A 26479-nucleotide genomic window follows, 5' to 3' on the forward strand; every position below is an offset into this window, starting at 1 on the left:
TTATGGCAAAAGGCGGTAAAGGAGCTGGGCGGCCTCTCCCCGGGTCACGGGGTCTCCCCCTTGGATCCGCCCCTCCCCCAGGGCCAGGAGGATGTGGTTCAGGGTGGCCCGCTTCAGGGGGCGCTGCAGCTCCTCGCGGTAGAGCTCCCGGGCCTTCAGGACCACCCTTAGGCGCTCCTCCGGCCCCTTGGCCCGGTGGTAGTGCTCCAGGTTGGCCAGGAAATCCCCCAGGATGATGGGCTCGGCCAGGCCCAGGGAGCCTTTGAGGTAGTAGGGGCCAGCGAAAAGGCCCCGCCGCAGCAGGCTTACCGCCTCGCGGTAGCCAGGCCTGTCCGCCTCCACCTGCCCCTTTTCCGGGGAGGAAAGCCGGGCACCCCGCTCCAAAAGGCGCTGGCGCAGGACCTCTATGCCGCTTGGGCTTCCCGCCAGCTCGTGGAAATCCGCCAAGGGAACCTTGAGGAGGCCCGCCTGGGGGGCCTTGCGCAGGAGGGCTGCGGCCACCCCCGCCGCCTCCCCCAAGGCCATCTGCAGGGGGGCCACCCGGGCGGAGAAGGCGGCGGCGCTGTCAAACCCCGCCGCTTGGGAGACCACCAGGAGGTTCCGGAACTCCCGGGGCACCAGGGTGCGGAAGGGAACCCCATAGGGGGCCGGGGTACCCAGGAGGTAGGGGGTTTCCCCGGGATAGTAGGCCTGGCCGTCCAGGGGGTAGCCCCCCAGGGCCACGGTGTCGGGGAAGGTGCGGCCCAGGAGGACCTCCTCGGCCCTTAGGCGGTAAAGGGCCTTAAGGTGGCGGCTTTCCCGCACGTACAGGGCCGGGGCCACCCCGGCAAGCCGGGCGGTGCCGAAGATCAGGGGGTCCCGCTCCCTGAGGAAGGCCACCACCCGCTCGGCCTCGAGGGCCGCCTCGGCCCGGGCCCGCTCCAGGCTCTGGGGGTCCGCCCCCTCCAGGCCAAAGAGGAGAAGGGCGTTGACCAGGAGGCTTCCATCGTCCTGGCGGGCTAGGTTGAGGCCCCGGAGGGCGTAGCGGCCAGGATCGGAAGGGATGTACCCCCGCACCAGCTCCCCAAAGCCCCAGCCGCTCCGCCCCCAGGCCCCGGCCCCTGTGCGGCGCACCTGGCCCTCGTAGTTCAGGGCCAGGAAGACCACCCCCCAGGGCACCCCCTCGAGGCGGAAGACCAGGGTGGCGGCCATGCTTCGCCGGTCCAGGCCCGTATCCTCCCGGCCCAGGGTGAAGGAGGCCCCGGCGCGGAAGGCCAGCTCGGCGGTGTCCGTGGCGTCCAGGAAGTAGGGGGCCTGGTAACCCCCCTTGGGGGTGAAAAGCTGGGTCAGGCGCGGCCCGTCCCATTCCAGGCGGTCCAGGGGCTCTTCCAGGCGTACCTCCACCCCAGCCTCCCGCAAAAGGGCCCAGAAGACCTCCTCCGCCCGCCCCGCATCAAAGGAGGGGTCCTGGCCCAGGCGGCGGTAGAACTCCCGGAAAAGCCCCCCCTGCAGGAGGCCCTCCTTGTCCTTGGCCACGTCCAGGGTGGCCAGCCACCCCTGGGTAAGCACCCCCCCCACGCCCCGGCCAGGCTCCAGGAGGAGGACCTTGAGGCCCTCCTGGGCCCCGGCCACCGCTGCCGCCACCCCTTGCGGGGTGGCCCCGTAGACCACCAGGTCGTACTGGGCCAAGGCCAGGCCCAGGAAGAGGAGAAAAGCTAAGGCGCGCATAGGCTCCAAGAAAAGGGCCCTGGGCCTCCCCAGGGACCGGCAACAGGATACCCGTTTAGGGCAAGCGCTGCTTGGCCTCCTGGTACTCCGCCACCAGCCGGGCCACCACCTCCTTGGCGGAAGGGATCTCCCGGATGAAGGCCACCCCGTGCCCGGCGGAGTAGACCTCCTTCCAGGCCTTACCCCCACCCTGGCGGAAACGCTCCAGGGAGTCCCGGAGGAAGTTGGCGGGCACCCCGGTCACCTCGGGGGTGTACTGGATGTCTTCCGGGGTGGCCCGGAGGAGGGCCTCCTTGTACTCCAAGGGGGCTTCCGATTCCAGGGTGGCGATGAAGCGGGTGCCGATGTAGGCCCCATCCCCCAGGGCCAAGGCCGCTAAGAGCTGCCTCCCCGTGGCGATCCCGCCGGCGATGAGTACGGGGACCCCAAGCTCCTCCTTCAGCCAGGGGCCGAGGACAAAGGGGCTTATCCCCCCCGCGTGCCCCCCGGCCCCGGCGGCCACGGCCACCAAGGCATCCGCCCCGGCCTCCACCGCCTTCCTCCCGTGGCGCAGGCCCACCACGTCGCACCAGACCACGCCCCCATAGGCCTTGACCCGCTCCACCACCCGGGTGGGATCCCCCAAGGAGGTGACCACCAGGGGGACCTTACGCTCGGCCACCGCCTCCAGGTCCTCCTCGAGGCGGGGGTTGTCCTTGAGGATGAGGTTCACCCCAAAAGGGAGGCCCTGGGGGAAAAGCTCCAGGAACTCGCGGAAGGCGGCATGGGTGCGGAAGTTGAGGCTGGGGATAACCCCGATGGCCCCGGCTTCCGCCACCGCCTGCAGGAGCCTAGCCCCGGAAACCAGAAACATGGGCGCGGCCACGATGGGGTAGCGCAGGCCCAGCATGCGGGTGATGGCGGTTTCCATGGGAAGGATTTTACCGGGTTCAAGGATAATGGGGCGGTGGAACCGGAGCGCTCCCTAAGGCTTTCCATCTGGGAAGGTGCCCTGGCCGTCCTCTTCCTCAACTGGAGCACCGGGGTCATCATCACCGGCTACGCCCTGGCCCTCGGGGCCTCCCCCCAGGCTTTGGCCTTTTTGGGAGCCCTGCCCTTCCTGGCCCAGCTTTTGGCCCCCCTGGCCCTCCTCCTCCCCGGGGGGCGCAAGGCCCTGGTGGTGCGGCTTAGCCTATGGGCCCGCCTCCTCTTCCTGCCCGCCGCCTTGGCCGCCTTCCTGCCCGAAGGGGGGCGCATACCCTTCCTCCTCCTCTTCGCCGCCCTCTCCCAGCTCCTGGCGGCCCCCGTGGGGGTGCTTTGGCTTTCCTGGATGGCCGACCTGGTGGCGGAAGAGAGGCGGGGGCGCTACTTTGGCCTACGCAACGCCCTTTTGGGCCTGGTGGGCACCCTGGGCAACCTCCTGGGGGGGATGGTGGCGGACCGCCTCCCTTCCCCTTGGGGGTACCAGGCCGTCCTCCTCCTAGGGGTGGGGGCCGGCCTCCTTTCCGTCCACCTCCTCCGCCTGCAGGCCGAACCCCGGGAAACCCCCTCCCCCTCCCCCAAGGAGGCCCTGCGGGCCGCCTGGCTCGACGCCCCCTACCGCCGCTACCTGGGCCTGGTCTTCCTGTGGTACGGGGCGGTGATGGTGGGCGGGCCCTTCGTCATCCCCTACTTCGTCCTGGTGGGGGGGCTTTCCATGACCGAGGTGGGGCTTTGGACGGTGATTTCCGCCCTGAGCGGCCTCCTTTTCGGCCCCCTGTGGGGCCGGGTGGCGGACCGGGAGGGGCACAAGGCGGTGCTCTTCCGCACCGCGGGGGTGGCGGCCCTGATGCCCGGGCTTTGGCTCATGGGCTCCCAAGCCTTCCCCTGGCCCATCTGGCTTTCCGCCCTGACCGATGCCTTGGCCTGGAGCGGCCTGAACGCCGCCTTGGCCAACGCGGTCCTGGCCCAGGCCCCCAAGGAGGCGCAAAAGGGCTACCTGACCCTTTATTGGCTGGCCTTGGGCCTGGGAGGGCTTTGCGGGAGCCTCCTGGCGGGAAGCGTGGCCGGCCTGGGCCTAGGCCCAAGCCCCTACCACCTGCCCATCCTCCTTTCCCTGGGGCTAAGGCTTCTGGTGGCCCTCCGCTTCCGGAGCCTCTAGGCCCTTCCTCCGCATCTCCCCCCACACCCCCCGCTTGCGCCAAACCTGGAAGGTGGCCAAAAAGCGCTCCAGGGCCAGGAGCTGGCGGTAACCCAGGGCCTCGAGGAAGGCAAGCCCCAGAAGGACCAGGCGGTCAGAGAACCTGGGGTAGCGCTTCAGAAGGAGGGTCTCCATGCCCACCGCCAGCTGGGAAAGGAGGACCCCGTAGCCCAGGGCCAGGAGGAAGAAGAGAAAGGCGAACTCCCGGTTGAAGAAGCCGAGGAAGTAGAAAACGGGCAGAAGCAGGTAGCCCAGGATCTCCACCACCGGGGCCAGGGCCTCAAAGAGGAGGAAATAGGGCATGGCCAGAAAGCCCAGGCGGCCATACCGGGGGTTGAAGAGCATGGCCCGGTGGTGCCAGAGCACCTCCCAAAGCCCCCGGTGCCAGCGGTTGCGTTGCCGGCGCAGGGTGGTCCAGTCTGGCGGCACCTCGGTGTAGCAGATGGGATCCGGGGTGTACAGGATGCGGTACTCTCGCCCCTCCTCCCGGGCGCGGCGGTGCAGGCGCACCACCAGCTCCATATCCTCCCCCACGGTGTCCGTGCGGTAGCCCCCAAGGCGCAGGACCTCTCCCCTCCGGAAGAGGCCAAAGGCCCCAGAGATGATGAGCAGGGCCCCCATGGCGCTCCACCCGGCCCGGCCCATGAAGAAGGCCCGGGCGTACTCTATAATCTGCATTTTTTCTAGAAAACCCCGGGGCAGGCGCAACGCCTCCACCACCCCCTCCCGCACCACCGCCCCGTTCAAGGGCCTTATGGTACCCCCCACCGCCAGGACCCGGTCGTCTTCCAGGAAAAGCCGGCTGGCCCTCAGGAGGGCCTGGGCGTCCAGGAGGCTATCCGCGTCCACCGCGCAAAACAGGGGGTAGCGGGCCAGGTTGAGCCCGGCGTTCAGGGCGTCGGCCTTGCCCCCGTTCTCCTTATCCACCACCAGGAGGTTGGGGTGGGTAAGGGAGCGGTAGAGGGCCCGGATGGGCTTGGAAGGAAGGACGCGGCGGAAGACCAGGTCCACCTCCACCAGCCGGAAGGCTTCCTTGAGCACCTCCAGGGTGCGATCCTTGGGGCCATCGGCCACCACGATCACCTCAAACTCCGGGTAGTGCAGGCTCAAAAAGGAGCGCACCGAGGCGGCGATGGTCTTCTCCTCGTTGTAGGTGGGCACCAGGATGGAAACGGGCAGGTAGGCCTCCCGCTCCAATAGGTCCTTGAGGGAGAGCTCGGAAAGCTCCCGGGCATAGCGGGCCACCATCCTGAGGCCGAAGAAGGCGAAGACCGCGTAGAGGAGGTTCAAAAAGGCGAAGTACCAGAGGACCAAAAGCTGGTAGAAGAAAAAGAGGAAGGGTAGAAGCCTCATGCCGCCTCCCGCAGAACCTGTTCCGCCATGGCCCGGCCGTAAGGGTCGGGGTGCTTGCGGGCGGCCTGGGCCAAGGCCTCCCGGTCCAGGGACCTAAGCCCTTCCGCCGCCGCCCGGCGCACGTAAAAGGAGGGGTCGGCCAGGGCCCGCCACAAAGCCCGCCGGGCCAGGTCGTTGCCCAGGAGGGCCAGGAGACGGGCGGCGTGGGCCCGGAGGAACTCCCGCTCATCCCTTAGGGCCGCCAGCAGGGCCTCCTCATAGCCCTTGGGAGGGTGGCCCAGGCGCAGAAGGGCCCGGAGGGCAGCCGCCCTAAGCTCGGGGTCGGGGTGGTCCAAAAAGCCCAGGGCCGCCTCCGCCAAGGGGGCCAGGCGAAGGCGGCCCAGGGCCTCCAAGGCCGCCCAGCGTTCCTCGCCACCCCCTTCGTGGAGGAGACGGCGCACCACGGGTTCGGCCCGCCCCTCCAGGAGGAGAAGGGCTTCCAGCAGGGCCCCCCGGGGCAGGGCGGCCCGCAGGAGGGCCTGGGCGAAGACCTCCACCCCCTCTCCCTGGACCACCCGGGCCCCGGCCCGGGCTGCGGCCAGGCGGAGCACGGGATCGGGGTGGGCCAGGTAGGGGAGGATGAGCCCCAGGGTTTCCGGAAGGCGGGCCTGGGCCAGGGCCTCGAGGGCCTCCAGCCGGGCCGGGCGGGAGGCCCACCGCCCCTTCAGGACCCGCCCCCAAGGGGGGCGGGCCTGGCGGAGCCAGTCGGCCAGGCGGGCTTCCATCTCCCCTTTGAGCATCTCCCGCAGGCTGAGAAGGGCCTCCAAGGCCGGCCTGGGCCAAGGGGGCGGGGGAACCTCCTCTTCCCCAAACAGGGCGCGGGTGAAGCGGGCAAGCCACGCCTCATAGGCCTGGCGGTCCCGGGACTCCTTGGCCTCGGTGTAGGCGTGGTAGAGGAGCACATAGGCGGAGATGAGGGCCAAGGCCACCCCGGTGAGGAGGAGGGCCTGGAGAAGGGCCCGCTGGACCAAGGGGTAGCCGAAGAGGCCCAGAAGCCGACCGGAAAAGGTGAGGACCAGCCCCCCCAGGGCCAGGGCCTCCAGGACCACCACCCCGAAGACCAAGAGGGCGTAAAGCCGCTCACCAGGCCGCCACATGCCTCTCCAAAAGCTTGAGGAGCTCCCCGGGGCTGAAGGGTTTGGTCAGGTAGGCCTGGGCCCCCAGGGCCAGGGCCTGGGCCATGTTCCGCTCCTGCTTGAGGCCGGAAAGGACCACCACGGGGGTATCCTTCCCGAGCTCCTGCCGCAGGTGGCGCAAGAGGTCCAGACCCGCCCCCCCGGGGAGGTTGAGGTCTAGGACCACGGCGTCCCAGTCCCGGGCCAAGGCGGCGCGGGCAGAAGGGTAATCCCGGACCAGGAAAGGGGCGTGGCCCGCGCGCCCCAGGGCCAGCTCCAGGATCTTGGCCACCGCGGGGTCATCCTCCACCAGCAGGATCCGCATCCTCGCCTCCTCACCCTAAGGTAGGCTTCCCTTGTGAAAACCCCGTGAAGCCCTCAAGGGGAGGGGGGAAGGGTCTGGAGAAGCCGCAGGACCTCGGGGTCGGGGTTCCTTTGCGCCTCCTCCCGCAAAAGCCGCCGGGCCTCCTCCAGGCGCCCCCCTTCCAGCAGGGCCTTGGCCAGGGTGAAGCGGGCCAGGGGGTAGCCGGGCTCCAGGGAGAGGACCTGCCGGGCCAGGCGTTCCGCCTCCTTGGCCCGGCCCAGGGCCAGGAGGACCTCGGCCAGCCCCCAGCGGGCGTCCAGGTTCCCCGGGTCCTCCCCAAGGACCTGGCGGTAGCTGGCCTCGGCCTCCCCGTAGGCCTTCTGGTGGTAGAGGAGGCGGGCGTAGCGCACCCGGATGTCGGGAGCGTCCCAAAGGGCCAGGGCCCGCTCAAAAAGGGGCCGGGCCTCGGCGTGGCGCCCCTGGAGGTAAAGGGCGAAGGCCAGCTCGCCCATGGCCTCGGCGTCGTCGGGGAAGACCTGGAGGGCCCGCCTGAGGAAGCCCTCCGCCCCCCTGGGGTCTTGAGGAAGCCGCCTTTTGCCCTCGTAGAGGCTCTTTCGCTCGCGGAAGGGCTGGGGATCGGAAGGGTAGCCCTCGAGGCCCTCCCCATCCAAGGCGAAGGCCCGCACCTGCCCTAAGCGGTCCGCCTGGGGCGGGTAGCGGAAGGCGTTCCCCTCCCCCAAGGCGGAGAGGACCACCCGCTCCCCGCTTCGCACCTCCAGCCGGAACCCCTGGGCCCCCGGGGGCAGGAGGAGGCGGAAGACCACCTCCCCCTCGGGCCCGGGAAGGGGGCGGACCAGGGGGGCCGGGAGGAGTTTCCGCCGTACCCCCTTCCCCAGCACCGCCCCTTCCCCGGCGGGCAACACCTCCCGCCCCAGGGCCAGCCGCCCCCGGTAGAGGGAAACCCGGGCCGTCCCCTGGCGGGAAAGGCGCAGGTGGGTGCCGGTGGGGCGTACCTCCCCCTCGGGGGTGAGGAGGGTCAAGGGCACCTGGCCCTGGCGCACCGCCTCCACCCCACCCCCCTCCAGGGCCAGCCGCACCCGCTCGCCCCCACCCCAGAGGCTCCGCCAGCGCCAGGCCCCTCCTTCGGCCTCCGGGCTGAAGGCAAGCTCCAGGCCCGCAAGCCGCACCACCTCCCCCGCCGGTACCTGGCCGAAGGCCCGGGAGCCCAAGGGCGCGGGGAAGATGGGCAGGCGGGTGAGGAAGACCAGGGCCAGAAGGAGGAGGAGAAGCCGCCCCACCGGGGCCCGCTGGCCGGGCATGGGCCGGGGCAAGAGGAGGAGGAAGGTGCTCCCCCGGCCCGGACGGCTCTTCAGGCGCACCTCCCCCCCGTGGGCCTCGAGGACCCGCTTCACCAAGGCCAGCCCCAGGCCCGTCCCCTCCTCCTCCCCCCGGGTGGAGGCGCGGTAGAAGGGCTCAAAGATCCGCTCCTGTTCCTCCCGGGGGATCCCCGGGCCGGTATCGGACACGGCGATCCCGTAACGGTTGGGGCCCACCAGGAGGCGCAGGACCACCCTCCCCCCTTCCGGGGTGTACTTCACCGCGTTGTGGAGCACGTTGAGCACGGCCTGGTACAGCCAGTCCCGGTCGCCGTACACCCAGGCCTCCCCCTTGGGCAGGACCAGCCGGAGGGAAAGGCGCTTCCGCCGGGCCAAGGGCCGCCCTTCCTCCGCCGCCTGGAGCAGCAAGGCCTTCAGGTCCACCCGCTCCGATTTAAGCCGCACCCCCTGGCCCAGGCGCAGGTAGTCCTGGGCCCGGACCAGGAGGTCCTGGATACGCCGGGCGCTCCTTTCGGCGATCTCCAGGATCTCCCGGTCCTCGGGGGAAAGGCTTTCCCCTTCCCGGACCAACTCCAAGGCCCCCAGGACGCTCATCAAGGGGTTCTTGATCTCGTGGAGGAGGAGGCCAAGCAGCCGGGCGGTCTCCTCCTGGGCCTTGAGGAGCGCGAGTTCCCGCTCCCTCAGGGCCAAGACCTGGGCGAAGGCCCGCAGCAGCAGGCCCAGGGCCTCCTGGACCTCCTTGGCGGGCGGGGGACCCTCCCAGTAGAGGGCCAGCTCCCCCTCCTGCCCAAGCTTCTCCCCCTTGAGGGGGCCCTCCGGCAGGACCTGGCCCCGGAAGGAAAGCCGCACGGGGTAGCGGCGGAGAAGGTCCGCCAGAAAGGCCAGGTCCGTGGGGGGGTGAGGCCGGAGCACGGGAGGACTAGGGCCTGGGGGCCATGACCACCAGGAGGAGGGCCGGGCTGGCCGACTCGTTGCGCACCCCGTGGGGCTGGCCCGCGGGGGCCAAGGCCGCCATGCCGGGGGCCAGGAGGGCCTCCTCCTCCCCCACCCGCACCACCACCTCCCCCTCCAGCACGTAGTAGACCTTGTCCGACCCCAGGTGGGCGTGCACCTTCTGGGCCTGCCCCGGCAGGAGGGCGTAGAGGTCGTAAAGGAGGTGAGGGGAGTCAAAGACGGGGATCTTGGCCATCCGTTCCGGGCTGAAACGGGCCAGGCTTTTGAGGTCCCGGATCTCCATGCCCCCAAGTCTACTTGACGGGGAAGGAAGGGCGCACTACACTAACCTTTGCGCGCCGGGGAGTAGCGCAGCCTGGTAGCGCACACGCTTGGGGTGCGTGTGGTCGTCGGTTCAAATCCGGCCTCCCCGACCAAGGAAAGCCCCCGCCCTAGGGGCGGGGGCTTCTCCTTTAGCCTCCTAGGGCCTCCTTAAGGTCCCGCAGGTTTTCCGCCACCGGCCTCCCGTTGAAGAGGGCGCTTCCCGCCACGGCCACGTCGGCCCCGGCCCGGTAGACCTCGGCCACCGTGTCCCGGTTCACCCCCCCGTCCACCTCCAGGAGGCAGCCGGGGTTGAGCTGGTCCCGCATCTCCTTGAGGCGGCGGAGGCGCGGGGTGGCGGTGGGGATGTAACGCTGCCCCCCAAAACCGGGGTTCACGCTCATGAGGAGGGCCAGGTCCAGCTCGGGGAGGAGGGGAAAGAGGGCCTCGAGGGGGGTACCGGGGTTGATGGCCAGCCCCGCCTTCTTCCCCAGCTCCTTGATCCGCTGCACTGCCCGGTGGGCGTGTGGGGTGGCCTCGGCGTGGACGGTGAGGATGTCGGCCCCCGCCCGGGCGAAGTCCTCCAGGTAGCGCTCCGGCTGCGCGATCATCAGGTGCACGTCCAGGGGCAAGGAGGTGGCCTGCCGCACCGCCTCCACCAGAAGGGGGCCGAAGGTGAGGTTGGGGACGAAGACCCCGTCCATCACATCCAGGTGGATCCAGTCCACCCCGGCGGCCTCGGCCTCGGCGATCTGCTCCCCTAGCCGGCTGAAGTCCGCGGTGAGGATGGAAACGGCAAAACGCACAAGGCCACTATACCCTGCGCACCAGCCGGTAGGCCCAGGCCAGGGCCAGGACCATGGCCGAAAGGAGGAGGAGCTCGGCCAAGACCGCCTGGAACCCCGGGTGGTCCAGGGAGAAGGGGAACTTCTGCAGCCCCTCCGCCGTCACCACCAGGATCCGCCGCACCCCGGCGATGATGCCCAGGATGAGAAAGGGCTCCACCTGGAGCTGGCCCTCCCTGGCCGAACGGGCCAGGGTGTAGAGGATCTCCGCCATCATCAGGGCCAGGAGGACCCGGTCCAGGAGGAAGACCGCCAGCTTCCCCCCCTCCCCTTTCAGGAGGAGCCCGACCCCCTCCACCAAGGCCCCCGCCAGAAGGTAGGCCGCGCCCAGGACCACCAGGAGGCCGGCAAAGAGGTAAATGGTGGCCTCCGCCCGAGGGAAGAAGCGGGAAAGGCGCTCCATACCTTACCAGGGTAGTTCAGCCCGGCCCCCACCCCAAGGGGAGGGGGCCGGTGTGGCTACACCAGGAGGTCCAGGAGGGCCTCCGCCACCCGTTCCGGGGTGAAGCCCAGGCGCTCGTAAACCTCGGGGTAGGGGGCGCTGGCCCCAAAGCGGTCCAGGCCCACCACCCGCTGGGCGTACCGCTCCCACCCCAGGGAAGCCCCCGCCTCCACCGCCACCACGGGCAGCCCCGGGGGCAGGACCTCGAGGCGGTAGGCCTCGGGCTGGGCCTCAAAGAGCTCCCGGCAGGGCAGGCTCACCACCCGCACCCTCCGCCCCCTTGCCGCCAGGAGGGCCCGGGCCTGGAGGGCCAGGTGGACCTCGCTCCCCGTGGCCAAGAGGATGCCCTCCGGCTCCTCCGCGTCCTCCAGGACGTACCCTCCCCGGAGGGCCCCCTTGGCCTTCTCCCGGGGCAGGAGGGGCACCGCCTGGCGGGTGAGGACCAAGGCGGTGGGGCCCTCCTGCCGCCTTAGGGCCACCTGCCAGGCGTAGAAGGTCTCGTGGGCGTCCGCCGGGCGGATGACCCAGAGGTTGGGCATGGCCCGGAGGGAGAGGAGGTGCTCCACCGGCTGATGGGTGGGGCCGTCCTCCCCCAAGGCGATGGAGTCGTGGGTGAAGACGAAGACCGTGGGGGTGTCCATGAGGGCGGCCAGGCGCAGGGCGGGGCGCAGGTAGTCGGAGAAGACCAAAAAGGTACCCCCGTAGGCGCGGAACCCCCCGTGGAGGTTGAGCCCGTTGAGGATGGCCCCCATGGCGTGCTCCCGCACCCCGAAGTGGAGGTAGCGGCCCAGGGGGTTTTCCGGGGAGAAGTCCTCCATGCCCTGGGCCTGGGTGTTGTTGGAGGGGGTGAGGTCGGCGCTGCCCCCCAGAAGTTCTGGCATGCGGGGGGCGAGAAGGTCCAGGACCTTACCGCTGGCGGCCCGGGTGGCCAGGGGCTTCTCAAAGGCTGGGGGCTCTTCGGGCAAGGGGGGAAGCTCCCCCTGAAGGCGGCGGAGGAGTTCTTGGTACAGCTCGGGGTAGGCCCGGGCGTAGGCCTCGAGGGCCCTTTCCCAGGCTTCCTGCCAGGCCTTGCCCTGGGCCCGCATGTCCATGTGGCGATAGACCTCCTCGGGGATGGCGAAGGGGGAGTAAGGCCAGCCCAGGCGCTCCCGGGTGGCGGCCACGGCCTCGGGGCCCAGGGGCTCGCCGTGGGCCTTGGGGGAGTCCTGCTTGGGGGAGCCGTAGCCGATGTGGCTGCGCACGGCGATCAGGCTGGGGCGCTCGTCCATCTGGGCCAGCCTCAGGGCGTGGCGCAGGGCCCGGAGGTCGTTGGCGTCCTCCACCCTGAGGGTCTGCCAGCCGTAGGCGCGGTAGCGGAGGAGGACCTCCTCGGAGAAGGCCAGGTCGGTGGAGCCGTCAATGGAGATGCGGTTGTCGTCCCAGAAGACGATGAGCTTGGAAAGCCGCCAGTGCCCTGCCAGGGAGCTGGCCTCCCCGGATACCCCCTCCATCAGGTCCCCGTCCGAGGCCAGGACATAGGTGTAGTGGTCCACCACGGTGTGCCCCGGGCGGTTGAACTCCGCGGCCAACTTCCTCTCGGCCAAGGCCAGGCCCACCGCGGTGGCGAGGCCCTGGCCCAAGGGCCCCGTGGTCACCTCCACCCCCGGGGTGTGCCCGCGCTCGGGATGGCCAGGGGTCTTGGAGCCCCATTGGCGGAAGCGCTGGATCTCCTCCAAGGGAAGGGGGTAGCCGGTGAGGTGCAAGACGGCATAGAGGAGCATGGACCCGTGCCCGGCGGAAAGCACAAACCGGTCGCGGCCCGGCCAAGCGGGGTCCAGGGGGTTGTGGCGCATGGCCTCCCGGTACAGGAGGTAGGCCAGGGGGGCCATGGCCATGGGCATCCCCGGGTGGCCGCTTCTGGCCTTCTCCACCGCATCCACGGCCAGGAAACGGATGGCGTTCACCGAAAGGGCCTCGAGGTCCTGGGTATCGGTCATGGTTCCCTCCAGGATACGCCCCGGCCTGGGCCCAAGCCCCCAGGGCGGGGAAAAGGGGGCTAAAGGCCGCCCCTTTACCCAAGGGAAAACTATACCGGGGAAAGGCGGTTGCCTTGGCCCTGCCCCGGTGCTAAAATCCCAAAGGCGTGGGCGCCCGTAGCTCAGCAGGATAGAGCGGGGGCTTCCTAAGCCCTAGGTCGGGGGTTCGAATCCCTCCGGGCGCACCAAAAGCCCTGCCCCTTTGGGGCGGGGCTTTCCTTTAGGTCCGAACCGGGCGTCGGGGCCGGGAGGGAGGCTCGGGCAGGGCCTCCACCCGTTTGGCCCGCTCCAGCCTTACCCCATCCACCTCGGCCAGGCGGGGAAGGTCCTGGGGGCGGAGGTCCACGTACAACCCCTCCTCCCCTTGGGCGATCTTGCCCACCTCGAGGCCCCTTTCCTTCAGCAGGGCCACCAAGCGGGGCAGGGTGAGCCGGGGCCCGGTGGCCTTGAAGGTGAGCCAGCCCTCCTCCCCGGTGAGGAGGCTTTTCTCCCGGGGCGCCCCGCCCAGGAGGAGGGCCATGAGGGCGGCCACCACCTCCACCCGGCCCTCGGCGAAAAGCCTGCCGGCGAAGTCCAGGTAGAGCTTGTAGTCCTTCTCCGGCACCCGGGCCAAGCGGGCCAGGAGGTGGTGCCATTTGGCCTCCAGGACCTCCTCCGGGGTGGGCGGGTTCACCCGCTTGAAGGTGCGGCCCACGGCCCGCTCCAGCTCGGCCAGCTCCCGCTTCTCCCGGTTCCCGTAGAGGATGACCACCTCACCCCCCCGCCCCGCCCGGCCGGTACGCCCAGAGCGGTGCTGGTAGGTCTCCGGCTTGTCGGGCAGGCGGAAGTGGACCACCAGGTCCACCTCGGGGATGTCTAAGCCCCGGGCGGCCACGTCCGTGGCCACCAGGATCCGCACCTCCCCATCGCGGAAGGCCCGCATCACCCGTTCCCGGTCCGCTTGGGAAAGGTCCCCGTGGATGGCCCGGGCCGGGTGGCCCAGGCGGAGGAGGCCGGTGGCCACCTCCTCGGTCTCCGCCTTGGTGCGGGTGAAGACGATGGCCCGCTTGGGCGACTTGACATAGAGCAGGTCGGAAAGGAGGGAAAGGCGCTCGCTTGGGGCCAGGAGGGCCTCCTCCCGGTAGGTTACCCCCTCCTCCCGGACCACGTTGATGACCACCGGGGCCCTCATGTAGCGCTCGGCCAGGCGCCGGGCCCAGGAAGGCAGGGTGGCGGAGAAGAGAAGGGTCTGCCTCTCCTGGGGCGTGGCCTTAAGGATGGCCTCCACCTCCTCCTCAAAGCCCATGGAGAGCATCTCGTCGGCCTCGTCCAAGACGGCGATCCGCACCTGGGAGAGGTCCAAGACCCCTTGCTTCAGGTAGTCCAGGGCCCGGCCTGGGGTGGCCACCACCACATCCGCCCCCCGGGCGAGCTCCTCCCGCTGCTTGCCGTAGCCGGTGCCCCCGTAGACGGCCACCACCTTAAGGTGGGGGGCCACGGCGGCAAGCTCCGAGGCCACCTGCAGGCAGAGCTCCCGGGTGGGGGTGAGGACGATGGCCCTGGGGGGCCGCCCCCGCTCGGAGGAGGCCTCGAGGGCCTGGGCGATGGGCAGGGCGAAGGCCAGGGTCTTGCCCGTACCCGTGCGGGCCTGGCCGATGAGGTCCTTGCCCTCCAGGGCCAGGGGCAAGGCCGCGGCCTGGATGGGCGTGGGGGCCACGATGCCGCGGCGGGAGAGGGCCTCTTGGATCTCAGCCTTCAGGGGAAAGTCTTTGAACTCCATTCTCGCTCGCTTTCCGGGCCTCACCCGCGCGCCCGAAAAGGAGGGGGTAAAGCCCGTAAACTTTTTAAGTTTAGTGAACTAGGGCACGAATGTCAAGGGGATGACCTCCACCCTCTCCCCCTCCCGCACCTCCCCGTCGGGGGGGATCACCACCAGGGCGTTGCCAAAGGCCATGGAGCGGAGGACGCCGCTGCTTTGGTTTCCCGTGGTGCGCACCACCGCCTCCTCCCCCAAGGCCAGCACCCCCCGGCGGAAGACCTTTTTCCCCTTAGCCCCCCGGAAGGGGGTGAGGGCCTTGGCCCAGAGGGAGGCGTAAGGGGGGTCGGTGCGCTCCTGGAGCCGGAAGAGGAAGGGCCTGCCGTAAAGGAAAAAGGTCACCATGCTGGACACGGGGTTCCCGGGAAGCCCCAGAACAGGAAGCCCCCCCAGCCGCGCCAGGAGGAGGGGCCCCCCGGGCTGCTGCTTCACCTTCCAGAAGACCACCTCCCCCCGCTCCTCCAGCACCCGGCGCACCACGTCGTAGGCCCCCATGGACACCCCGCCCGAGGTGAGGAGGAGGTCCAGGGGCCCGGCCCCTTCCAGCCTCTCCAGCAAGGCCTCGGGGCGGTCCTCCACCTTGCCCAGGAGGACGGGCTCCCCCCCGGCCTCGAGGACCAGGCCCAGAAGGCTGTAGGCGTTGGAGTTGTACACCCCGCCAAAGGGCAGGGGCTCCCCGGGCTCCACCACCTCGTCCCCCGTGGAGAGGATGCCCACCCGGGGCCTGCGGAAGACCCGCACCCGGGGGTGGCCCATGGCCGCGGCCAGGCCCAGCCGCCCCGGGGTGAGGAGGTCCCCCCGCCGGAGGTAGACCTCCCCCCGCTTCAGGTCGTCCCCCTTGGGCCGGATGTCCTTGGGGCTTGCGGGGGCGAAGAGGAGGACCCCCTCCCCCTCCCGCCTCGTGTCCTCCACCCGCACCACGGCGTCCGCCCCTTCCGGGATGGGGGCCCCGGTGTAGACGGCCACCGCTTCCCCTGGCCCCACCCGCCCGGGGAAGGGCCGGCCCGCGGGGGCCTCCCCGATGAGGCGGAGCCGCACCGGGCTTTCGGGGCTAGCCCCCAGGGTGTCCGCCTGCCGGCAGGCGTAGCCGTCAATGGCGGTGTCGTCCTGGTCCGGGTGGTCCACCAGGGAGGCGAGGTCCTCGGCCAACACCCGGCCCAGGGCCTCCCTTAGGGGAAGTTCCTCGGCCTCAAGGTCCCCCCGCACCTCCCCTAGGACCAGCTCCAGGGCCTCTTCCACGCTGAGGTTCGTGCGCATGCTTCCAGTCTAAGCTCAGGAAGGGTGCTCCCCGTAGGCGGCCCGCAGGCGGCCAAAGGCCCAGGGCCAGAGGGCAATCCCCAAGGCGTAAAGGGCCAGGGTGGCCCCGAAGAGGTAGTGGAAGGCCGCAAGGCCCAAGGCCTCCTGCACCCTGCCGGAAAGGGCGCTGCCCAGGGCAAAGAGCAGGCTCCAAAGCCCCCCCTCCACCAGGAAAAACCCCGGGCGTTCCGCCTCGGGCAGGTAGTCCATGACCAAGGCGGCGTAGACCGGCCCGGCGGCGTTCATCAAGGCCCCCCGCACCAGGAGGGCGAAGGTGACCACGGGAAGCCAAGGGGCCCAGGCCAGAAGGGCCAGGAAGGGGAGGGAGAGGACCTGGACAAGGACGATGGCCCCCAGCTTCCCCACCCTCCTCACCAAAAGGGGCTGGAGGAGCATGGCCCCCCCCGTGGCCAAGGAGGAAAGGGCGAAAACCAGCCCCGTGTTCCCGTAGCTGAGGCCGAACTTCTCCTTGAGGTAGAGGTTCAAAAAGGGGATGACCAGCCCCGCCCCCAGGCCGATGACCACCTGGGGCAGGAGGAGCCTGAGCCAGAGGGCGAAGCGCCCCTGGAGGCGTGGGGCCTTCCCCTCCCCCTCGGGCAGGCCCAGCACCAAGGGCAGGGCCAGGAGGAAGAAGGGCAGGGCGAAGAGGAGGACCCAGCGGGCCCCCAGGGCGTCGGAAAGGAAGCCGGCCAAGAGGGTGGAGAAGAAGCCGCTGGCGGTGGTCAGGGCCGCCTGGAGGCTAAAAAGGGCCACCCGCCTTTCGGGAGGGACCAGCCGGGCCATGAGGGGGGCCGAGGCCCCCTGGAGGAGGGCCCCCGCCAGGCCATAGGCGGCCAGGGAGGGGAAGACCCAAAGGCCCAGGCCCAGGAGGAGGCCGCTTCCCACCGCCAGGGCGAAGGCCCCGTAAAGGCTTTTCAGGTAGCCCAGGCGGGGGATGAGGTAGGCCAAGGGCAAGGCGAAGACCACCCCAGTGAAGAGGAGGAGGGCCTGGGCGTAGCCGATAGCCTGGCGGGAGTAGCCCAGGGCCTCGAGGTGGAAGTTCAGGAAGAAGTAGACCAGGTTTCCCCCGAAGGACCAGAGGAAACTGGCCACGACGAAGCGGTAAGCGGGCGAAGCGAGGACGCCGTTCACATATACCAACCTTTCTCCTTAGGCTTCCTGGCGGCTTGGGCAGGAAGGGGCCAGGGGGCAGTCCCGGCAGCGGGGCTTTCGGGCCGTGCAGACGTAGCGCCCGTGGAGCACCAGGGCGTGGTGGAGGAAGACCCAGTCCTCCTTGGGGAAGAGGGCTTCCAGCTCCGCCCCCACCTGTTCCGGCCTCTTGGCCAGGGAGAGGCCAAGCCTCCGGCTCACCCGGGCCACGTGGGTGTCCACGGCGATGCCGGGCACGCCAAAGGCCGCCCCCAGGACCACGGTGGCCGTCTTCCACCCTACCCCGGGCAGGGCCATAAGGGCCTTCTTGTCCCGGGGTACTTCCCCCCCGTGTTCCGCCACGAGCCTCCGCGCCAGGGCCACCAGGTTCTTGGCCTTGGTCTTGTAAAGCCCGATGCGCCGGATGTAGGGCTCCACCGCCTCGGGACTGGCCGCCGCCAGAGCCTCTGGGGTGGGGAAGCGGGCGAAAAGGGCCGGGGTGGCCTCGTTCACGCTCTTGTCCGTGGCCTGGGCCGAGAGGACCGTGGCCACCAGGAGCTGGAAGGGGTTTTCGTGGCGGAGCTCCGTTCTGGCTCCCGGGTAAGCGGCCTTCAGGGCCTCCAGGATGGCCAGGGCGCGGGCCCTTTTCCGCTCAGGTGCCTCCTCCATGCCCCCTCAGTAGGCCTTGGCGAAGACCACCCGCTTGCCGTAGGCCGCCGGCCTCCCGCAACGGACGCAAACCCCTTCCTCCGGCTCCCCCGCAAAGGGCACGCAGCGGGTGGTGGCGGTGGTCTCCTCCTGGATGAGGCGCTCGCAGGCCTTGTCCCCGCAGTGGAAGGCCAGGGCAAAGCCCTCCTGCACCGCCTCCTTGAAGGCCCCGTAGTCCTCCACCTTCCGGGTGTGGGCCTCCAGGAAGGCCAGGGCCCGCCCGTAAAGGGCCTCGTGGAAGGCGTCCAGCTTCCCTGGAAGGATATGGGGAAGGGCCTCCAGGGAAACCCGCTCCTTGCCGCCCAGGCGGCTTGCCAGCACCGCCTCGCCCGCCTCGAGGTCCTTGGGCCCCAGCTCCACCCGGTAGGGCACCCCCTTGAGCTCCCACTCGTGGAACTTGTACCCCGGGGTGTACTGGTCCCGGTCGTCCAGGTGAACCCTGAGGCCGGCCTGGAGGAGGCGCCTTCCGAGCTCCTGGGCGGCCTCCAGGACCCCTTCCCGGCTCTCCTCGCGGTAGATGGGCACCACCACCACCTGGATGGGGGCCAGGCGGGGAGGCAGGATAAGGCCCTGGTCGTCCCCATGGGTCATGATGATGGCCCCGATGAAGCGCCAGGAAAGCCCCCAGCTGGTGGTGTGCACGTACTTGACCTCCAGGTCCTTGTCCTGGAACTTGATGTCAAAGGCCCGGGCGAAGTTCTCCCCCAGGTAGTGGCTGGTGCCGGACTGGAGGGCCTTGCCGTCCCGCATCATGGCCTCAATGGTGGTGGTGTAAACGGCCCCAGCGAACTTCTCCTTCTCCGTTTTCAGGCCCTCGAGGACGGGGATGGCCGCGTACTCCCGGGCCAGCCTGGCGTAGATCCCCAGCATCCGCCGCACCTCCGCCTCCGCCTCCTCCCGGGTGGCGTGGGCGGTGTGCCCCTCCTGCCAAAGGAACTCGCTGGTGCGCAGGAAAGGCCGGGTGCGGAGCTCCCAGCGCACCACGTTCCCCCACTGGTTGAGGAGCTGGGGCAGGTCCCGCCAGCTCTTGATCCACTTGGACCACATGTAGCCGATCACCGTCTCCGAGGTGGGCCGCACCGCCAAGGGTTCTTCCAGCTCCTCCCCCCCCGCGTGGGTCACCACGGCCAGCTCGGGGGAGAAGCCCTCCACGTGCTCCGCCTCCTTCTTCAGGAAGCCCATGGGGATAAAAAGGGGGAAGTAGGCGTTCTGGTGGCCCGTTTCCTTGAACATGCGGTCCAGGACCTGCTGGATGTTCTCCCAGAGGGCGTATCCGTAGGGGCGGACCACGATGGTCCCCCGCACCGGCCCATAGTCGGCCAACTCCGCCTTTTGGATGACCTCGAGGTACCACTCGCTGAAGTCTTGGCTCTGGGGGGTTAGGCCCTTCTCCTTCGCCATACCCGCCCATCATACCCAGAGGGGCCCCCAAGGGGAGTAGAATCAAAGGGCACCGCACCGGAGGTAAGTATGGGAAAAATTTGGTTTCCTCTATTGGTCGCGCTGGCCCTGGCCTTTTCGGCCTGCACCCAGCAAGCCCCAGGTGGGGCCAGCCTGCAGGTCCAGGGCGCTTCGGGGAAAGCCCGGTACCTGGTGGTGTTCAAGTCGGAAACCCTGCCGGCCAACGCCCCGGCCTGGGCGGAAGGAGCGGGAGCCCGGGTGCTGAGGGCCTTGGAACCCATCGGCACCCTGGTGGTCCTGGCCGACCCCGGCACGGCCAGCCGCCTGGCCAAGCACCCCGAGGTGCTGGCGGTGGGCCGGGAAGGCCGCTACACCCTCCCCAAGACCGAGCGCCTTCTGGAGGCCACGGACACCTTGGGCACCCCCACGGCCGCGGATACCCTTTACCGCTACCAGTGGCACCTGAGGCGGGTTGGAGCCCCCAGGGTGTGGGCGCGGGTGCCCCTAAAGGTCCAGGCCAGGGCCACGGTGGCCGTCCTGGACACCGGGGTCATGGACAACCACCCCGACCTCCAAGGCCAGGTGGTGGACTTCGTGGCCACCAACTACTGCCGGGAAACGGGGGGGCCCCAGGCCACCCCCAGCTACCCCAAGTACGCCCTTTGGATTGACTTTGACCGCCTGGACCCGGCCAACCCCTGTACCCCTGCCCCCAACGTGATGTACGAAGGCCACGGAACCCACGTGGCCGGGATCGTGGCCGCGGCCTTTGGGGGCGGCCGGGTGGTAGGGGTAGCCCCCGGGGTGCGGATCGCCGCCTATAAGGTGTTTGACCGCATCCACTTCACGGACCAGGAAGGGGAGTACGACGACGTGGGCGCCTTTGACGGCCCCATCTTCGCTGCCATCCTGGACGCCGCCCGCAAGGGGTACCCGGTCATCAACATGAGCCTGGGGGGCACCCTGGACACCCGCAACCGGGAGGACGTGGCGGCCAAGGTGGCCTGGGACCGGGTGCTGAAGTACGCCAACCGCATGGGCACCCTGGTGGTGGCCTCCGCAGGCAACAGCGCCCAAAACGCCAACGGCTACCTGGTCCACATCCCTTCCGACCTGCCCACGGTGGTCTCCGTATCCGCCACGGGCACGGCCACCCCCCTCTGGCAGTACCCCTACCCCACCCCCGAGACCCTCGAGGCCGTGCCAGGCCAAGATATCCTGGCCTTTTATTCCAACTATGGGGCCGCCGTGGACCTGGCGGCTCCCGGGGGGGATTGTGGCCTGGACCCACGGGGCCAAAGCTGGTGCTACCGGCCCTCCGGGGAACGCCCCCCGGGCTGGCGCTACCACCTGATCCTCTCTACCGTGATCGTGGACGAGGAAACCCCCGGCTACGCTTGGTACGGGGGCACCTCCATGGCCAGCCCCCACGTGGCCGCCGTGGCCGCCCTGGTCAAGGCCCTCTATCCCCGCTGGACCCCGGGGGAGGTGCGGGCCCACCTGAAGGCCAGCGCCGAGGCCGCAGGAAGCCGTCAGCTCTTCGGCCACGGCCTGCTGGACGCCGACCGCGCCACGCGCTAGGCCCAGGGGGATTCCCCTAGAATGGCGGCATGGACCTCTTTCCCGTGTTCAAGGAACTTGGGCAGAAGGGCAGCAAGATCCTCCTGGTGGTCCTGGATGGGGTAGGGGGGCTTCCCCTGGAGCCGGGCGGGCCCACAGAGCTGGAAGCCGCCAAGACCCCCAACCTGGACCGCCTGGCAGAGAAAAGCGCCCTAGGCCTTCTCACACCCGTGTACCCCGGGCTTGCCCCCGGCTCGGGCCCCGGCCACCTGGCCCTTTTCGGCTACGACCCCTTCCGCTACCTGGTGGGCCGGGGGGCCCTGAGCGCGTTGGGCCTGGGGGCGGATTTCCGCGAAGGGGATGTGGCCCTAAGGGGGAACTTCGCCACCCTGAAGGAGGGAAGGGTGGAGGACCGGCGGGCAGGCCGCCCCAGCACGGAGGAAAACGCCCGGGTGGTGGCCCGGCTCCAAGAGGCCATCCCCCGGGTGGAGGACGTGGAGGTCCACTTCTACACGGAAAGCGAGCACCGCTTTCTCGTCATCCTGCGGGGAGAGGGGTTGGGAGAGAAGGTCACGGACACCGATCCCCAGCGGGTGGGGCTTCCCCCCCTAAGGGCCGAGGCCCTGGACCCCGCCTCAGAGAAGACGGCCCGCGTGGTCAACCTCCTCTCGGAGCGCATCCGGGAGGTCCTAAAGGACGAGCCCCGGCTGAACGGGGCCCTCTTCCGGGGCGCCTCTGGGCGGCCCCGCTTCCCCAGCGTGGCCGAGGTCTTTGGCCTAAGGGCCGCCGCCATCGCCAGCTACCCCATGTACAAGGGCCTGGCCGCCCTGGTGGGGATGGAGGTCCTGCCCGTGGAAGGCGAGGGGGACGCCCACGAGGGGAAGCTCAACGCCCTGCGGGAACACTGGGAGCGGTACGATTTCTTCTACCTGCACTTCAAAAAGACGGACGCCAAGGGGGAGGATGGGGACTTCTGGGGCAAGGTGAAGGAGATTGAGCGCTTTGACGCCCTTCTGCCCGAGCTTTTGGCCCTGGAACCCGGGGTCTTGGCCCTCACCGGGGACCACTCCACCCCGGCGGCCCTTAGGGGGCACTCCTGGCACCCCGTCCCCCTCCTCCTCCAGGCCCCCTACCTGCGGAAAGACGAGGCCCGGCGCTTCACCGAGGCCGAGGCCCTAAGGGGAAGCCTCGGCCATCTGCGGGGCGTGGAACTCATGCCCCTGCTCCTGGCCCACGCGGGGAGGCTTCTCAAGTACGGGGCCTAGAGGTAGCCGGCCCGCCTGAGCTCCTCGGCCACGGCCTCCAGTACCTGCTCGTAGGCCCGGTCCAGGTCCACCCCCCTGAGGGTGGCCCCGGCGGCGGGCACATGCCCCCCACCCCCCAGGCGAAGGGCGATGTTCTGGGCGGAAACCCCACCGCGGGAGCGGATGGAAACCTTCACCCCCTCCTCCCGCCGGCGCAGGAAGACGGAGACCACGCTCCCCTCCACGTAACGGATGAGGCCCACGAAGTCGTCGGAGTCCTCCTCATCCCGCCTCGCCTCCTCGGGCAGGTGGGCGGTCACGAGGAGCCCCCCAAAGTGGAAGGCCACGGTGGAGAGCACCTGGCCCATGAGGCGGAAGTAGGAGGGGGGGCGGAACTGCAGGCGATCGGTGAGCTCAGGGAGCTTCACCCCGTAGCCCAGAAGCTCCGCCGCCACCTTGAGCACCTCCGGGGTGGTGTTGGCGAAGCGGAAGTTGCCGGTATCCGTGAGGATCCCTGTGAGGATGGGGGTGGCGATCTCCGCCGTCCAGGCCACCCCCAGGAGGTCCACGAGGTCCTTGACCATCTGGGCGGTGGCGGCCTTGGAGGGGTCCACCACGAACAGGTGGCCGAAGCGGGGATTGGTGCCGTGGTGGTCAATGTTGATGACAAAGCCCTCCACCGGCACCCCCACCACCCGGCTGGGCTCGGCGCTGTCCAGGGCCACCAGGGTAGCCCCTGGGGGAAGTCGGTCCACGGGGTCGGAGTACTCCTCCTCCTTGGGCAGGAAGCGGAGGAAGCGGGGGGGCTCGGCCACCCAGCGGGCGTCCTTGCCCAAGGCCTTCAGGGCCCGGTAGAGGCCCAAGGAGCTGCCGATGGCGTCCCCGTCGGGGTCCACGTGGGTGGCGATGTAAATGGGGCCCTCCACGGCCCGCAGGACCTCGGCCACCAGGCGCATCCTCTCCCAGTACTGGGGGTCAGGGGCGTTGCCGTCCACGGGGCTTAGGCTACTATAGGTTCCACCCCCCCGCCACCTCCAGGACCTGGCCCGTGAGGTAGGGCTCCTTCACCAAAAAGACCACCGCCCGGGCCACCTCCTCCAAAAGGGCCAGCCGTCCCATGGGAATCTCATGGAGGGGCTTGGAAACGGAGTTCTCCGCCACCCCCGGGGCCACCACGTTGGCGGTGATCCCCGCCTGGGCGAAGCGCTTGGCGATGGCCTTGGTGTAGAGGATGACCCCGGTCTTGGCGATGGCGTAGGGGGTGATGTGGGGCCGGGCCAGAAGGTTCCCCGCCCCGGCGTATCCCAGGTTGACGATGCGGCCGTACCCCTGGGCCACCATCAGGGGGAGAACCTTTTGGGTGAGGAGGAAGGTGGCGGTGAGGTTGGTGTCCAGGATCCAGCGCCACTCCTCGAGGGTCACCGCCTCAATGGGCTTGTAGAGGTAGTCCCCCACGTTGTTGACCAGGACGCCCACCCCGCCCAAGTGGTAGCGCACCTCCTCCACCAGGGCCTGGACCTCCTCCTCCCGGGTGAGATCGGCCCGGACCTTGATGGCCCTCACCCCCAGGGCCTCGGCCTCCTGGCGCGTGGCCTCGGCCAGAGCCTCCGAGGTGCGGTAGTGCACGGCCACGCTAAACCCCTCCCGGGCCAAGGCCAGGAGGATGCTCCGCCCGATGCCCTTGGCGCTGCCCGTCACCAGGGCCACCCTCATGCGCCCTCCAGGTACCGGGCCACCAGGAGGCGGGTGAAGCCATTTAAGGGGTAGGCCAGGGCCGCCTCCGGCGCCACCCAGGCCCATTCCAGGATCTCCTCCCCGGGCCGCACCTCCCCCACCCCCTGGGCGAAGTAGTTGAGGAGGAGCATGTGGGTGGGCCGGTGGAACTCCGGGCTGAAACGGGCCTCCTGCACCAGGGCGAAGCGGATGGCCCTAAGTTCCAGACCCACCTCCTCGCGAAACTCCCGGCGCAAGGCCTCCTCCAGGGCCTCCCCCCATTCCACCTTCCCGCCGGGTACCCCCCAAAGCCCCCGCCATTTGGCGGTGCGCACCAGGAGCACCTTCCCGCCCTGTTCCACCAAGGCCCCTACCGTGGGGATGGGATAGCGCGGATGATCCTCCATAGGTACCAAAGGCCAAGATACAGGGCCTGGAGGAGGGCAAAGGTGAGGTAGGCCCCAGGCTGGTGGAAGAGGAGGAAAAGCCCTAGGAAGAAGAGCTGGGTGGTCAGGCCCAGGTTCACCACCCCGGCCAGGGCCGCCTCATCCCAGAAGCGCTCCCGGGATAGGCCCAAGCGGGCCTGCAGGAAGCGCTCCAGGGCCTCAATCCCACGGTCCTGGGGCCCAAAGAGAAGGCGGTACACCCCCCTAAGGAGGCGAAGCCCCGGGGTATTGGGGTCTTTGGGCGCCTGGGGAAGGGGAAAGCCCCGGGCCTCGCGGTAAAGCCTTTCCAGGTTGAAATCGTAGGACTGGACCAGGGTGAAGACCAAAAAAGCGGCCAGGGCCATCCCCCAGGCCCCGGTCCTTGCCCCCAGGGCCAGAAAAAGGGCCAGGTTGCCCAGGAGGTCCAGCTCCGTGTCCAGGTAACGGCCCAGCTCCGTCACCTCCTTCCGGAGGCGGGCCAGCTGGCCGTCGGCGTTGTCCAGGACCGTTTTCAGCTGGAGAAGGAGGGCTGCCCAGAGGTCCTTCCCCTCCAGGAGGAGCCAGGCGGCAAAGAGCACCAGCCCGGTGTGGAAAAGGACCAGGTGATGGGGCTTTAGGGGCGTGGGATAGAGGAGGAGGACCAGGAGGTGGGCCAGGGGACGGTAGAGGAGAACGTTCAAAAACTCCTGCACCGGCCTGGCCTTGGCGCCCGGGACCATGCTAGTCCTGAAGATGGCCCAGGATCCAGGCCACCACCTCTTCCAGGGTCATGGCGCTGGTGTCCAGGACCAAAGCCCCGGGGGCGGGCTGGGTTTGCGCCTGGTCCAGGCGGTCCCGGCGCAGGAGGTCACGGAGGACCTCCTCGTAGTCCTGGGGCCGCTCCTTGGCCCGCCGCCGGGCACGGACCTCCGGGCTTGCCGTCAGGTAGAACTTGTGGGGGGCCTCGGGGAAAACCGCCCGGCCCATGTCCCGCCCCTCGGCCACGAAGGGGGGAGGCACCTCCTTGAGGCGGGCGTTTACCCAGGACCGCACCCCCGGGTGGCGGGCCACCTGGGAGACCACCCGGTCCACCTCCGGGGTGTGGAGGTGGGGGGTAAGATCCTCCTCACCGGCCAGAACCCGGTTCTCCTCCCCGGGCAGAAGGCGCACCCGGGAGGCCTGCAAAAGGGGAAGGAGGGCTTCCTCATCCCCCAGGTCCACCCCGGCACGAAGGGCCAGAAGGGCCGCCGCCCGGTAGAGGAGGCCGCTGGAGAGGTAGGGCACCCCTAGGGCCTTGGCCACCCGCTGAGCCACGGAGCTCTTCCCGGAGGCCGAGGGCCCGTCAATGGTCACGATCCCCCGCATAGCCCAAGCAGGTCGCGGAAGAAACCGGGGTAGGAGATCTCCGCCCACCCCGGCTCCCAGACCCTAACCCCCACGGGCAGCCCGGCCACGGCGAAGGCCATGGCGATGCGGTGGTCGTGGAAGGGCTCCACCTCCCCCGGCCGCACCCCGCCTCCCCGGATGCGCAGCCAGTCCGGACCCTCCTCCACCTCCACCCCCAGGGCGCGGAGGTTGTGGGCAATGGCGGCCACCCGGTCCGATTCCTTCACCCGCAGCTCCGCTAAGCCCGGGATGAAGGTCTCCCCTTGCGCCCAGGCGGCGGCGGCGGCCAGGATGGGCACCTCGTCCACCATCCAGGGGATGAGGCCGGGGTCCACGGCAACCCCCTGCAAGGGGCCATACCGGGCCCGCACCCAGCCCACGGGCTCCCCCCCCTCCCCTTCCAGCACCTGCCAGGCCAGGTCCGCCCCCATGGCCCTTAGGACCTCGAGGAGGCCCGTCCGGGTGGGGTTCAGCCCCACCCCCTCCACCACCACCTCCGAGCCCGGCACCAGAAGCGCAGCCACCAGGAAGAAGGCCGCCGAGGAGAAATCCCCCGGCACCAGGAGGTCGCGGGCGGGAAAGGGGGCGGTCCTTTGCGTGCGGATCCGGCCCCCCTCCACCTCCAAGGGCAGGCCAAAGTGGCGGAAAAGCCTTTCCGTGTGGTCCCGGGTGGGGATGGGCTCCTCCACCTCTGTAACCCCTTGGGCGAAAAGCCCGGCCAGAAGGAGGGCGCTTTTCACCTGGGCGCTGGGGACGGGCAGGGTGTAGCGGAGGCCCACCAGGGGCGCGCCCCGGACCGCCAAGGGGGCCCGCCCCCCGCCTTCCCGCCCCTCGATCCGGGCCCCCATCCGCCGCAAGGGCTCCACCACCCGGCCCATGGGGCGGCGGCGCAGGGAGGCATCCCCCGTCAGCACGGCAAAAACCCCCTCCTGCCCTGCCAAAAGGCCCAGGAGGAGGCGCATGAGGGTCCCGGCGTTACCGCAGTCCAGCACGTCCTCGGGCTCCTTCAGGCGAAGCCCCTGCCCCCGCACGCGGAAATGGGGGCCTTCCTCCTCAATCCCCGCCCCCAGGGCCCGCAGGGCCCGGGCGGTGGAGAGGGTATCCCCGGCCTTCAAGGGGTGGAGAAGCCTCCCCTCGCCCTCCGCCAGGGAGAGGAGCATGAGGCCCCGGTGGGTCACGGACTTGTCCCCGGGGACCCGCAAAGCCCCCCTCAGGGGGCCGCAGGGGGAAAGGTCCAGGTGGGCCCGGTCCATGCCCCCTAGTGTCGGGGGCGGC

General features: G+C 69.9%; 24 protein-coding genes and 2 tRNA genes. 5 read left to right on the forward strand and 21 right to left on the reverse strand.

Annotated elements, in window-relative coordinates:
- Together TCCBUS3UF1_RS08885 and TCCBUS3UF1_RS08890 are read right to left on the reverse strand one after the other, a co-directional pair.
- Nucleotides 1–1707: an FAD-dependent oxidoreductase gene (locus TCCBUS3UF1_RS08885; RefSeq protein WP_014516175.1), complete on the reverse strand. Its 1707-nt coding sequence runs from the start codon at nucleotides 1705–1707 to the stop codon at nucleotides 1–3.
- Between the two features lie 55 nt (nucleotides 1708–1762).
- The gene (locus TCCBUS3UF1_RS08890) at nucleotides 1763–2617 is read right to left on the reverse strand and encodes a nitronate monooxygenase family protein (RefSeq protein ID WP_014516176.1); all 855 of its coding nucleotides are present in this window, start codon (nucleotides 2615–2617) and stop codon (nucleotides 1763–1765) included.
- A gap of 36 nt (nucleotides 2618–2653) precedes the next feature.
- Here TCCBUS3UF1_RS08890 and TCCBUS3UF1_RS08895 point away from each other — a divergent pair, with 36 nt between their 5' ends.
- Nucleotides 2654–3826 carry an MFS transporter gene (locus TCCBUS3UF1_RS08895; RefSeq protein WP_014516177.1) on the forward strand — a complete coding sequence of 391 codons (1173 nt, stop codon included), beginning with the start codon at nucleotides 2654–2656 and terminating at the stop codon, nucleotides 3824–3826.
- Here the strand turns inward: TCCBUS3UF1_RS08895 and TCCBUS3UF1_RS08900 are convergent.
- From TCCBUS3UF1_RS08900 to TCCBUS3UF1_RS08920, 5 genes are read right to left on the reverse strand one after another with little or no spacing between them, the layout of a single operon-like run.
- Nucleotides 3788–5218, reverse strand: a complete 1431-nt coding sequence (locus TCCBUS3UF1_RS08900) for a glycosyltransferase (RefSeq protein ID WP_014516178.1) — start codon at nucleotides 5216–5218, stop codon at nucleotides 3788–3790. The two genes, TCCBUS3UF1_RS08895 and TCCBUS3UF1_RS08900, sit on opposite strands and share 39 nt — an antisense overlap.
- Nucleotides 5215–6354 carry a HEAT repeat domain-containing protein gene (locus TCCBUS3UF1_RS12370; RefSeq protein ID WP_014516179.1) on the reverse strand — a complete coding sequence of 380 codons (1140 nt, stop codon included), beginning with the start codon at nucleotides 6352–6354 and terminating at the stop codon, nucleotides 5215–5217. Before TCCBUS3UF1_RS12370 ends, TCCBUS3UF1_RS08900 begins: the two co-directional genes overlap by 4 nt.
- Nucleotides 6338–6697: a response regulator transcription factor gene (locus TCCBUS3UF1_RS08910; protein ID WP_014516180.1), complete on the reverse strand. Its 360-nt coding sequence runs from the start codon at nucleotides 6695–6697 to the stop codon at nucleotides 6338–6340. Before TCCBUS3UF1_RS08910 ends, TCCBUS3UF1_RS12370 begins: the two co-directional genes overlap by 17 nt.
- A 53-nt stretch (nucleotides 6698–6750) precedes the next feature.
- Nucleotides 6751–8925 carry a HAMP domain-containing sensor histidine kinase gene (locus tag TCCBUS3UF1_RS08915; protein WP_014516181.1) on the reverse strand — a complete coding sequence of 725 codons (2175 nt, stop codon included), beginning with the start codon at nucleotides 8923–8925 and terminating at the stop codon, nucleotides 6751–6753.
- Nucleotides 8926–8932: 7 nt separating this feature from the next.
- Nucleotides 8933–9250 (reverse strand): cupin domain-containing protein, encoded by a 318-nt coding sequence (locus TCCBUS3UF1_RS08920; RefSeq protein WP_014516182.1) that lies wholly within the window; start codon nucleotides 9248–9250, stop codon nucleotides 8933–8935.
- Nucleotides 9251–9306: 56 nt separating this feature from the next.
- Here TCCBUS3UF1_RS08920 and TCCBUS3UF1_RS08925 point away from each other — a divergent pair.
- Nucleotides 9307–9383 (forward strand) — tRNA-Pro (locus tag TCCBUS3UF1_RS08925).
- 36 nt (nucleotides 9384–9419) lie between these two features.
- On the opposite strand, the gene rpe is transcribed toward TCCBUS3UF1_RS08925, so the two are convergent.
- Genes rpe through tkt form a run of 3 tightly spaced genes read right to left on the reverse strand, consistent with a single transcriptional unit; the run spans nucleotide 9420 to nucleotide 12530 of the window.
- On the reverse strand, nucleotides 9420–10073 hold the full coding sequence (rpe, locus tag TCCBUS3UF1_RS08930; protein WP_014516183.1) for a ribulose-phosphate 3-epimerase: 654 nt from the start codon (nucleotides 10071–10073) through the stop codon (nucleotides 9420–9422).
- A 7-nt stretch (nucleotides 10074–10080) separates the two neighbouring features.
- Nucleotides 10081–10515, reverse strand: coding sequence for a phosphate-starvation-inducible PsiE family protein (locus tag TCCBUS3UF1_RS08935; protein WP_014516184.1), 435 nt, complete (start codon nucleotides 10513–10515; stop codon nucleotides 10081–10083).
- Between the two features lie 56 nt (nucleotides 10516–10571).
- Nucleotides 10572–12530: a transketolase gene (tkt, locus tag TCCBUS3UF1_RS08940; RefSeq protein WP_014516185.1), complete on the reverse strand. Its 1959-nt coding sequence runs from the start codon at nucleotides 12528–12530 to the stop codon at nucleotides 10572–10574.
- 150 nt (nucleotides 12531–12680) lie between these two features.
- Between tkt and TCCBUS3UF1_RS08945 the strand changes: the two genes are divergently transcribed.
- Nucleotides 12681–12757, forward strand: a tRNA-Arg gene (locus TCCBUS3UF1_RS08945).
- Nucleotides 12758–12789: 32 nt separating this feature from the next.
- Here TCCBUS3UF1_RS08945 and TCCBUS3UF1_RS08950 read toward each other — a convergent pair.
- From TCCBUS3UF1_RS08950 to proS, 5 genes are all read right to left on the reverse strand, one after another.
- The gene (locus TCCBUS3UF1_RS08950; protein ID WP_014516186.1) at nucleotides 12790–14328 is read right to left on the reverse strand and encodes a DEAD/DEAH box helicase; all 1539 of its coding nucleotides are present in this window, start codon (nucleotides 14326–14328) and stop codon (nucleotides 12790–12792) included.
- A gap of 78 nt (nucleotides 14329–14406) precedes the next feature.
- Nucleotides 14407–15621 carry a gephyrin-like molybdotransferase Glp gene (glp, locus tag TCCBUS3UF1_RS08955; RefSeq protein ID WP_014516187.1) on the reverse strand — a complete coding sequence of 405 codons (1215 nt, stop codon included), beginning with the start codon at nucleotides 15619–15621 and terminating at the stop codon, nucleotides 14407–14409.
- Between the two features lie 15 nt (nucleotides 15622–15636).
- Nucleotides 15637–16791, reverse strand: a complete 1155-nt coding sequence (locus tag TCCBUS3UF1_RS08960) for an MFS transporter (protein WP_041433860.1) — start codon at nucleotides 16789–16791, stop codon at nucleotides 15637–15639.
- Nucleotides 16792–16809: 18 nt separating this feature from the next.
- Nucleotides 16810–17457, reverse strand: coding sequence for an endonuclease III (gene nth, locus TCCBUS3UF1_RS08965; RefSeq protein ID WP_014516189.1), 648 nt, complete (start codon nucleotides 17455–17457; stop codon nucleotides 16810–16812).
- Between the two features lie 6 nt (nucleotides 17458–17463).
- A complete protein-coding gene (gene proS / locus TCCBUS3UF1_RS08970) occupies nucleotides 17464–18897 on the reverse strand; it encodes a proline--tRNA ligase (RefSeq protein ID WP_014516190.1) in 1434 nt (477 codons plus the stop codon).
- 93 nt (nucleotides 18898–18990) lie between these two features.
- Here proS and TCCBUS3UF1_RS08975 point away from each other — a divergent pair, with 93 nt between their 5' ends.
- Together TCCBUS3UF1_RS08975 and TCCBUS3UF1_RS08980 are read left to right on the forward strand one after the other, a co-directional pair.
- Entirely contained in the window at nucleotides 18991–20478 is a 1488-nt protein-coding gene (locus tag TCCBUS3UF1_RS08975; protein WP_231291390.1) for a S8 family serine peptidase, read from the forward strand.
- A gap of 29 nt (nucleotides 20479–20507) precedes the next feature.
- Nucleotides 20508–21722 carry a 2,3-bisphosphoglycerate-independent phosphoglycerate mutase gene (locus tag TCCBUS3UF1_RS08980; RefSeq protein WP_014516192.1) on the forward strand — a complete coding sequence of 405 codons (1215 nt, stop codon included), beginning with the start codon at nucleotides 20508–20510 and terminating at the stop codon, nucleotides 21720–21722.
- On the opposite strand, the gene TCCBUS3UF1_RS08985 is transcribed toward TCCBUS3UF1_RS08980, so the two are convergent.
- The 6 genes from TCCBUS3UF1_RS08985 to aroA are packed head-to-tail and all read right to left on the reverse strand — an operon-like array spanning nucleotide 21719 to nucleotide 26457.
- A complete protein-coding gene (locus tag TCCBUS3UF1_RS08985; RefSeq protein WP_014516193.1) occupies nucleotides 21719–22696 on the reverse strand; it encodes a bifunctional oligoribonuclease/PAP phosphatase NrnA in 978 nt (325 codons plus the stop codon). The two genes, TCCBUS3UF1_RS08980 and TCCBUS3UF1_RS08985, sit on opposite strands and share 4 nt — an antisense overlap.
- A 13-nt stretch (nucleotides 22697–22709) precedes the next feature.
- Nucleotides 22710–23414, reverse strand: coding sequence for a bifunctional dihydropteridine reductase/dihydrofolate reductase TmpR (tmpR, locus tag TCCBUS3UF1_RS08990; RefSeq protein ID WP_014516194.1), 705 nt, complete (start codon nucleotides 23412–23414; stop codon nucleotides 22710–22712).
- Nucleotides 23411–23821, reverse strand: coding sequence for an NUDIX domain-containing protein (locus tag TCCBUS3UF1_RS08995; RefSeq protein WP_014516195.1), 411 nt, complete (start codon nucleotides 23819–23821; stop codon nucleotides 23411–23413). Before TCCBUS3UF1_RS08995 ends, tmpR begins: the two co-directional genes overlap by 4 nt.
- Nucleotides 23785–24558, reverse strand: a complete 774-nt coding sequence (locus TCCBUS3UF1_RS09000; RefSeq protein ID WP_014516196.1) for a CDP-alcohol phosphatidyltransferase family protein — start codon at nucleotides 24556–24558, stop codon at nucleotides 23785–23787. The genes TCCBUS3UF1_RS08995 and TCCBUS3UF1_RS09000 overlap by 37 nt, the downstream gene beginning before the upstream one ends.
- 1 nt (nucleotide 24559) lies before the next feature.
- Nucleotides 24560–25183, reverse strand: coding sequence for a (d)CMP kinase (gene cmk, locus TCCBUS3UF1_RS09005; protein WP_041433861.1), 624 nt, complete (start codon nucleotides 25181–25183; stop codon nucleotides 24560–24562).
- Nucleotides 25168–26457, reverse strand: coding sequence for a 3-phosphoshikimate 1-carboxyvinyltransferase (gene aroA, locus TCCBUS3UF1_RS09010; RefSeq protein WP_014516198.1), 1290 nt, complete (start codon nucleotides 26455–26457; stop codon nucleotides 25168–25170). Before aroA ends, cmk begins: the two co-directional genes overlap by 16 nt.
- Nucleotides 26458–26479 lie beyond the last annotated feature (22 nt).

This window comes from Thermus sp. CCB_US3_UF1 (assembly GCF_000236585.1).
Taxonomy (GTDB): domain Bacteria; phylum Deinococcota; class Deinococci; order Deinococcales; family Thermaceae; genus Thermus.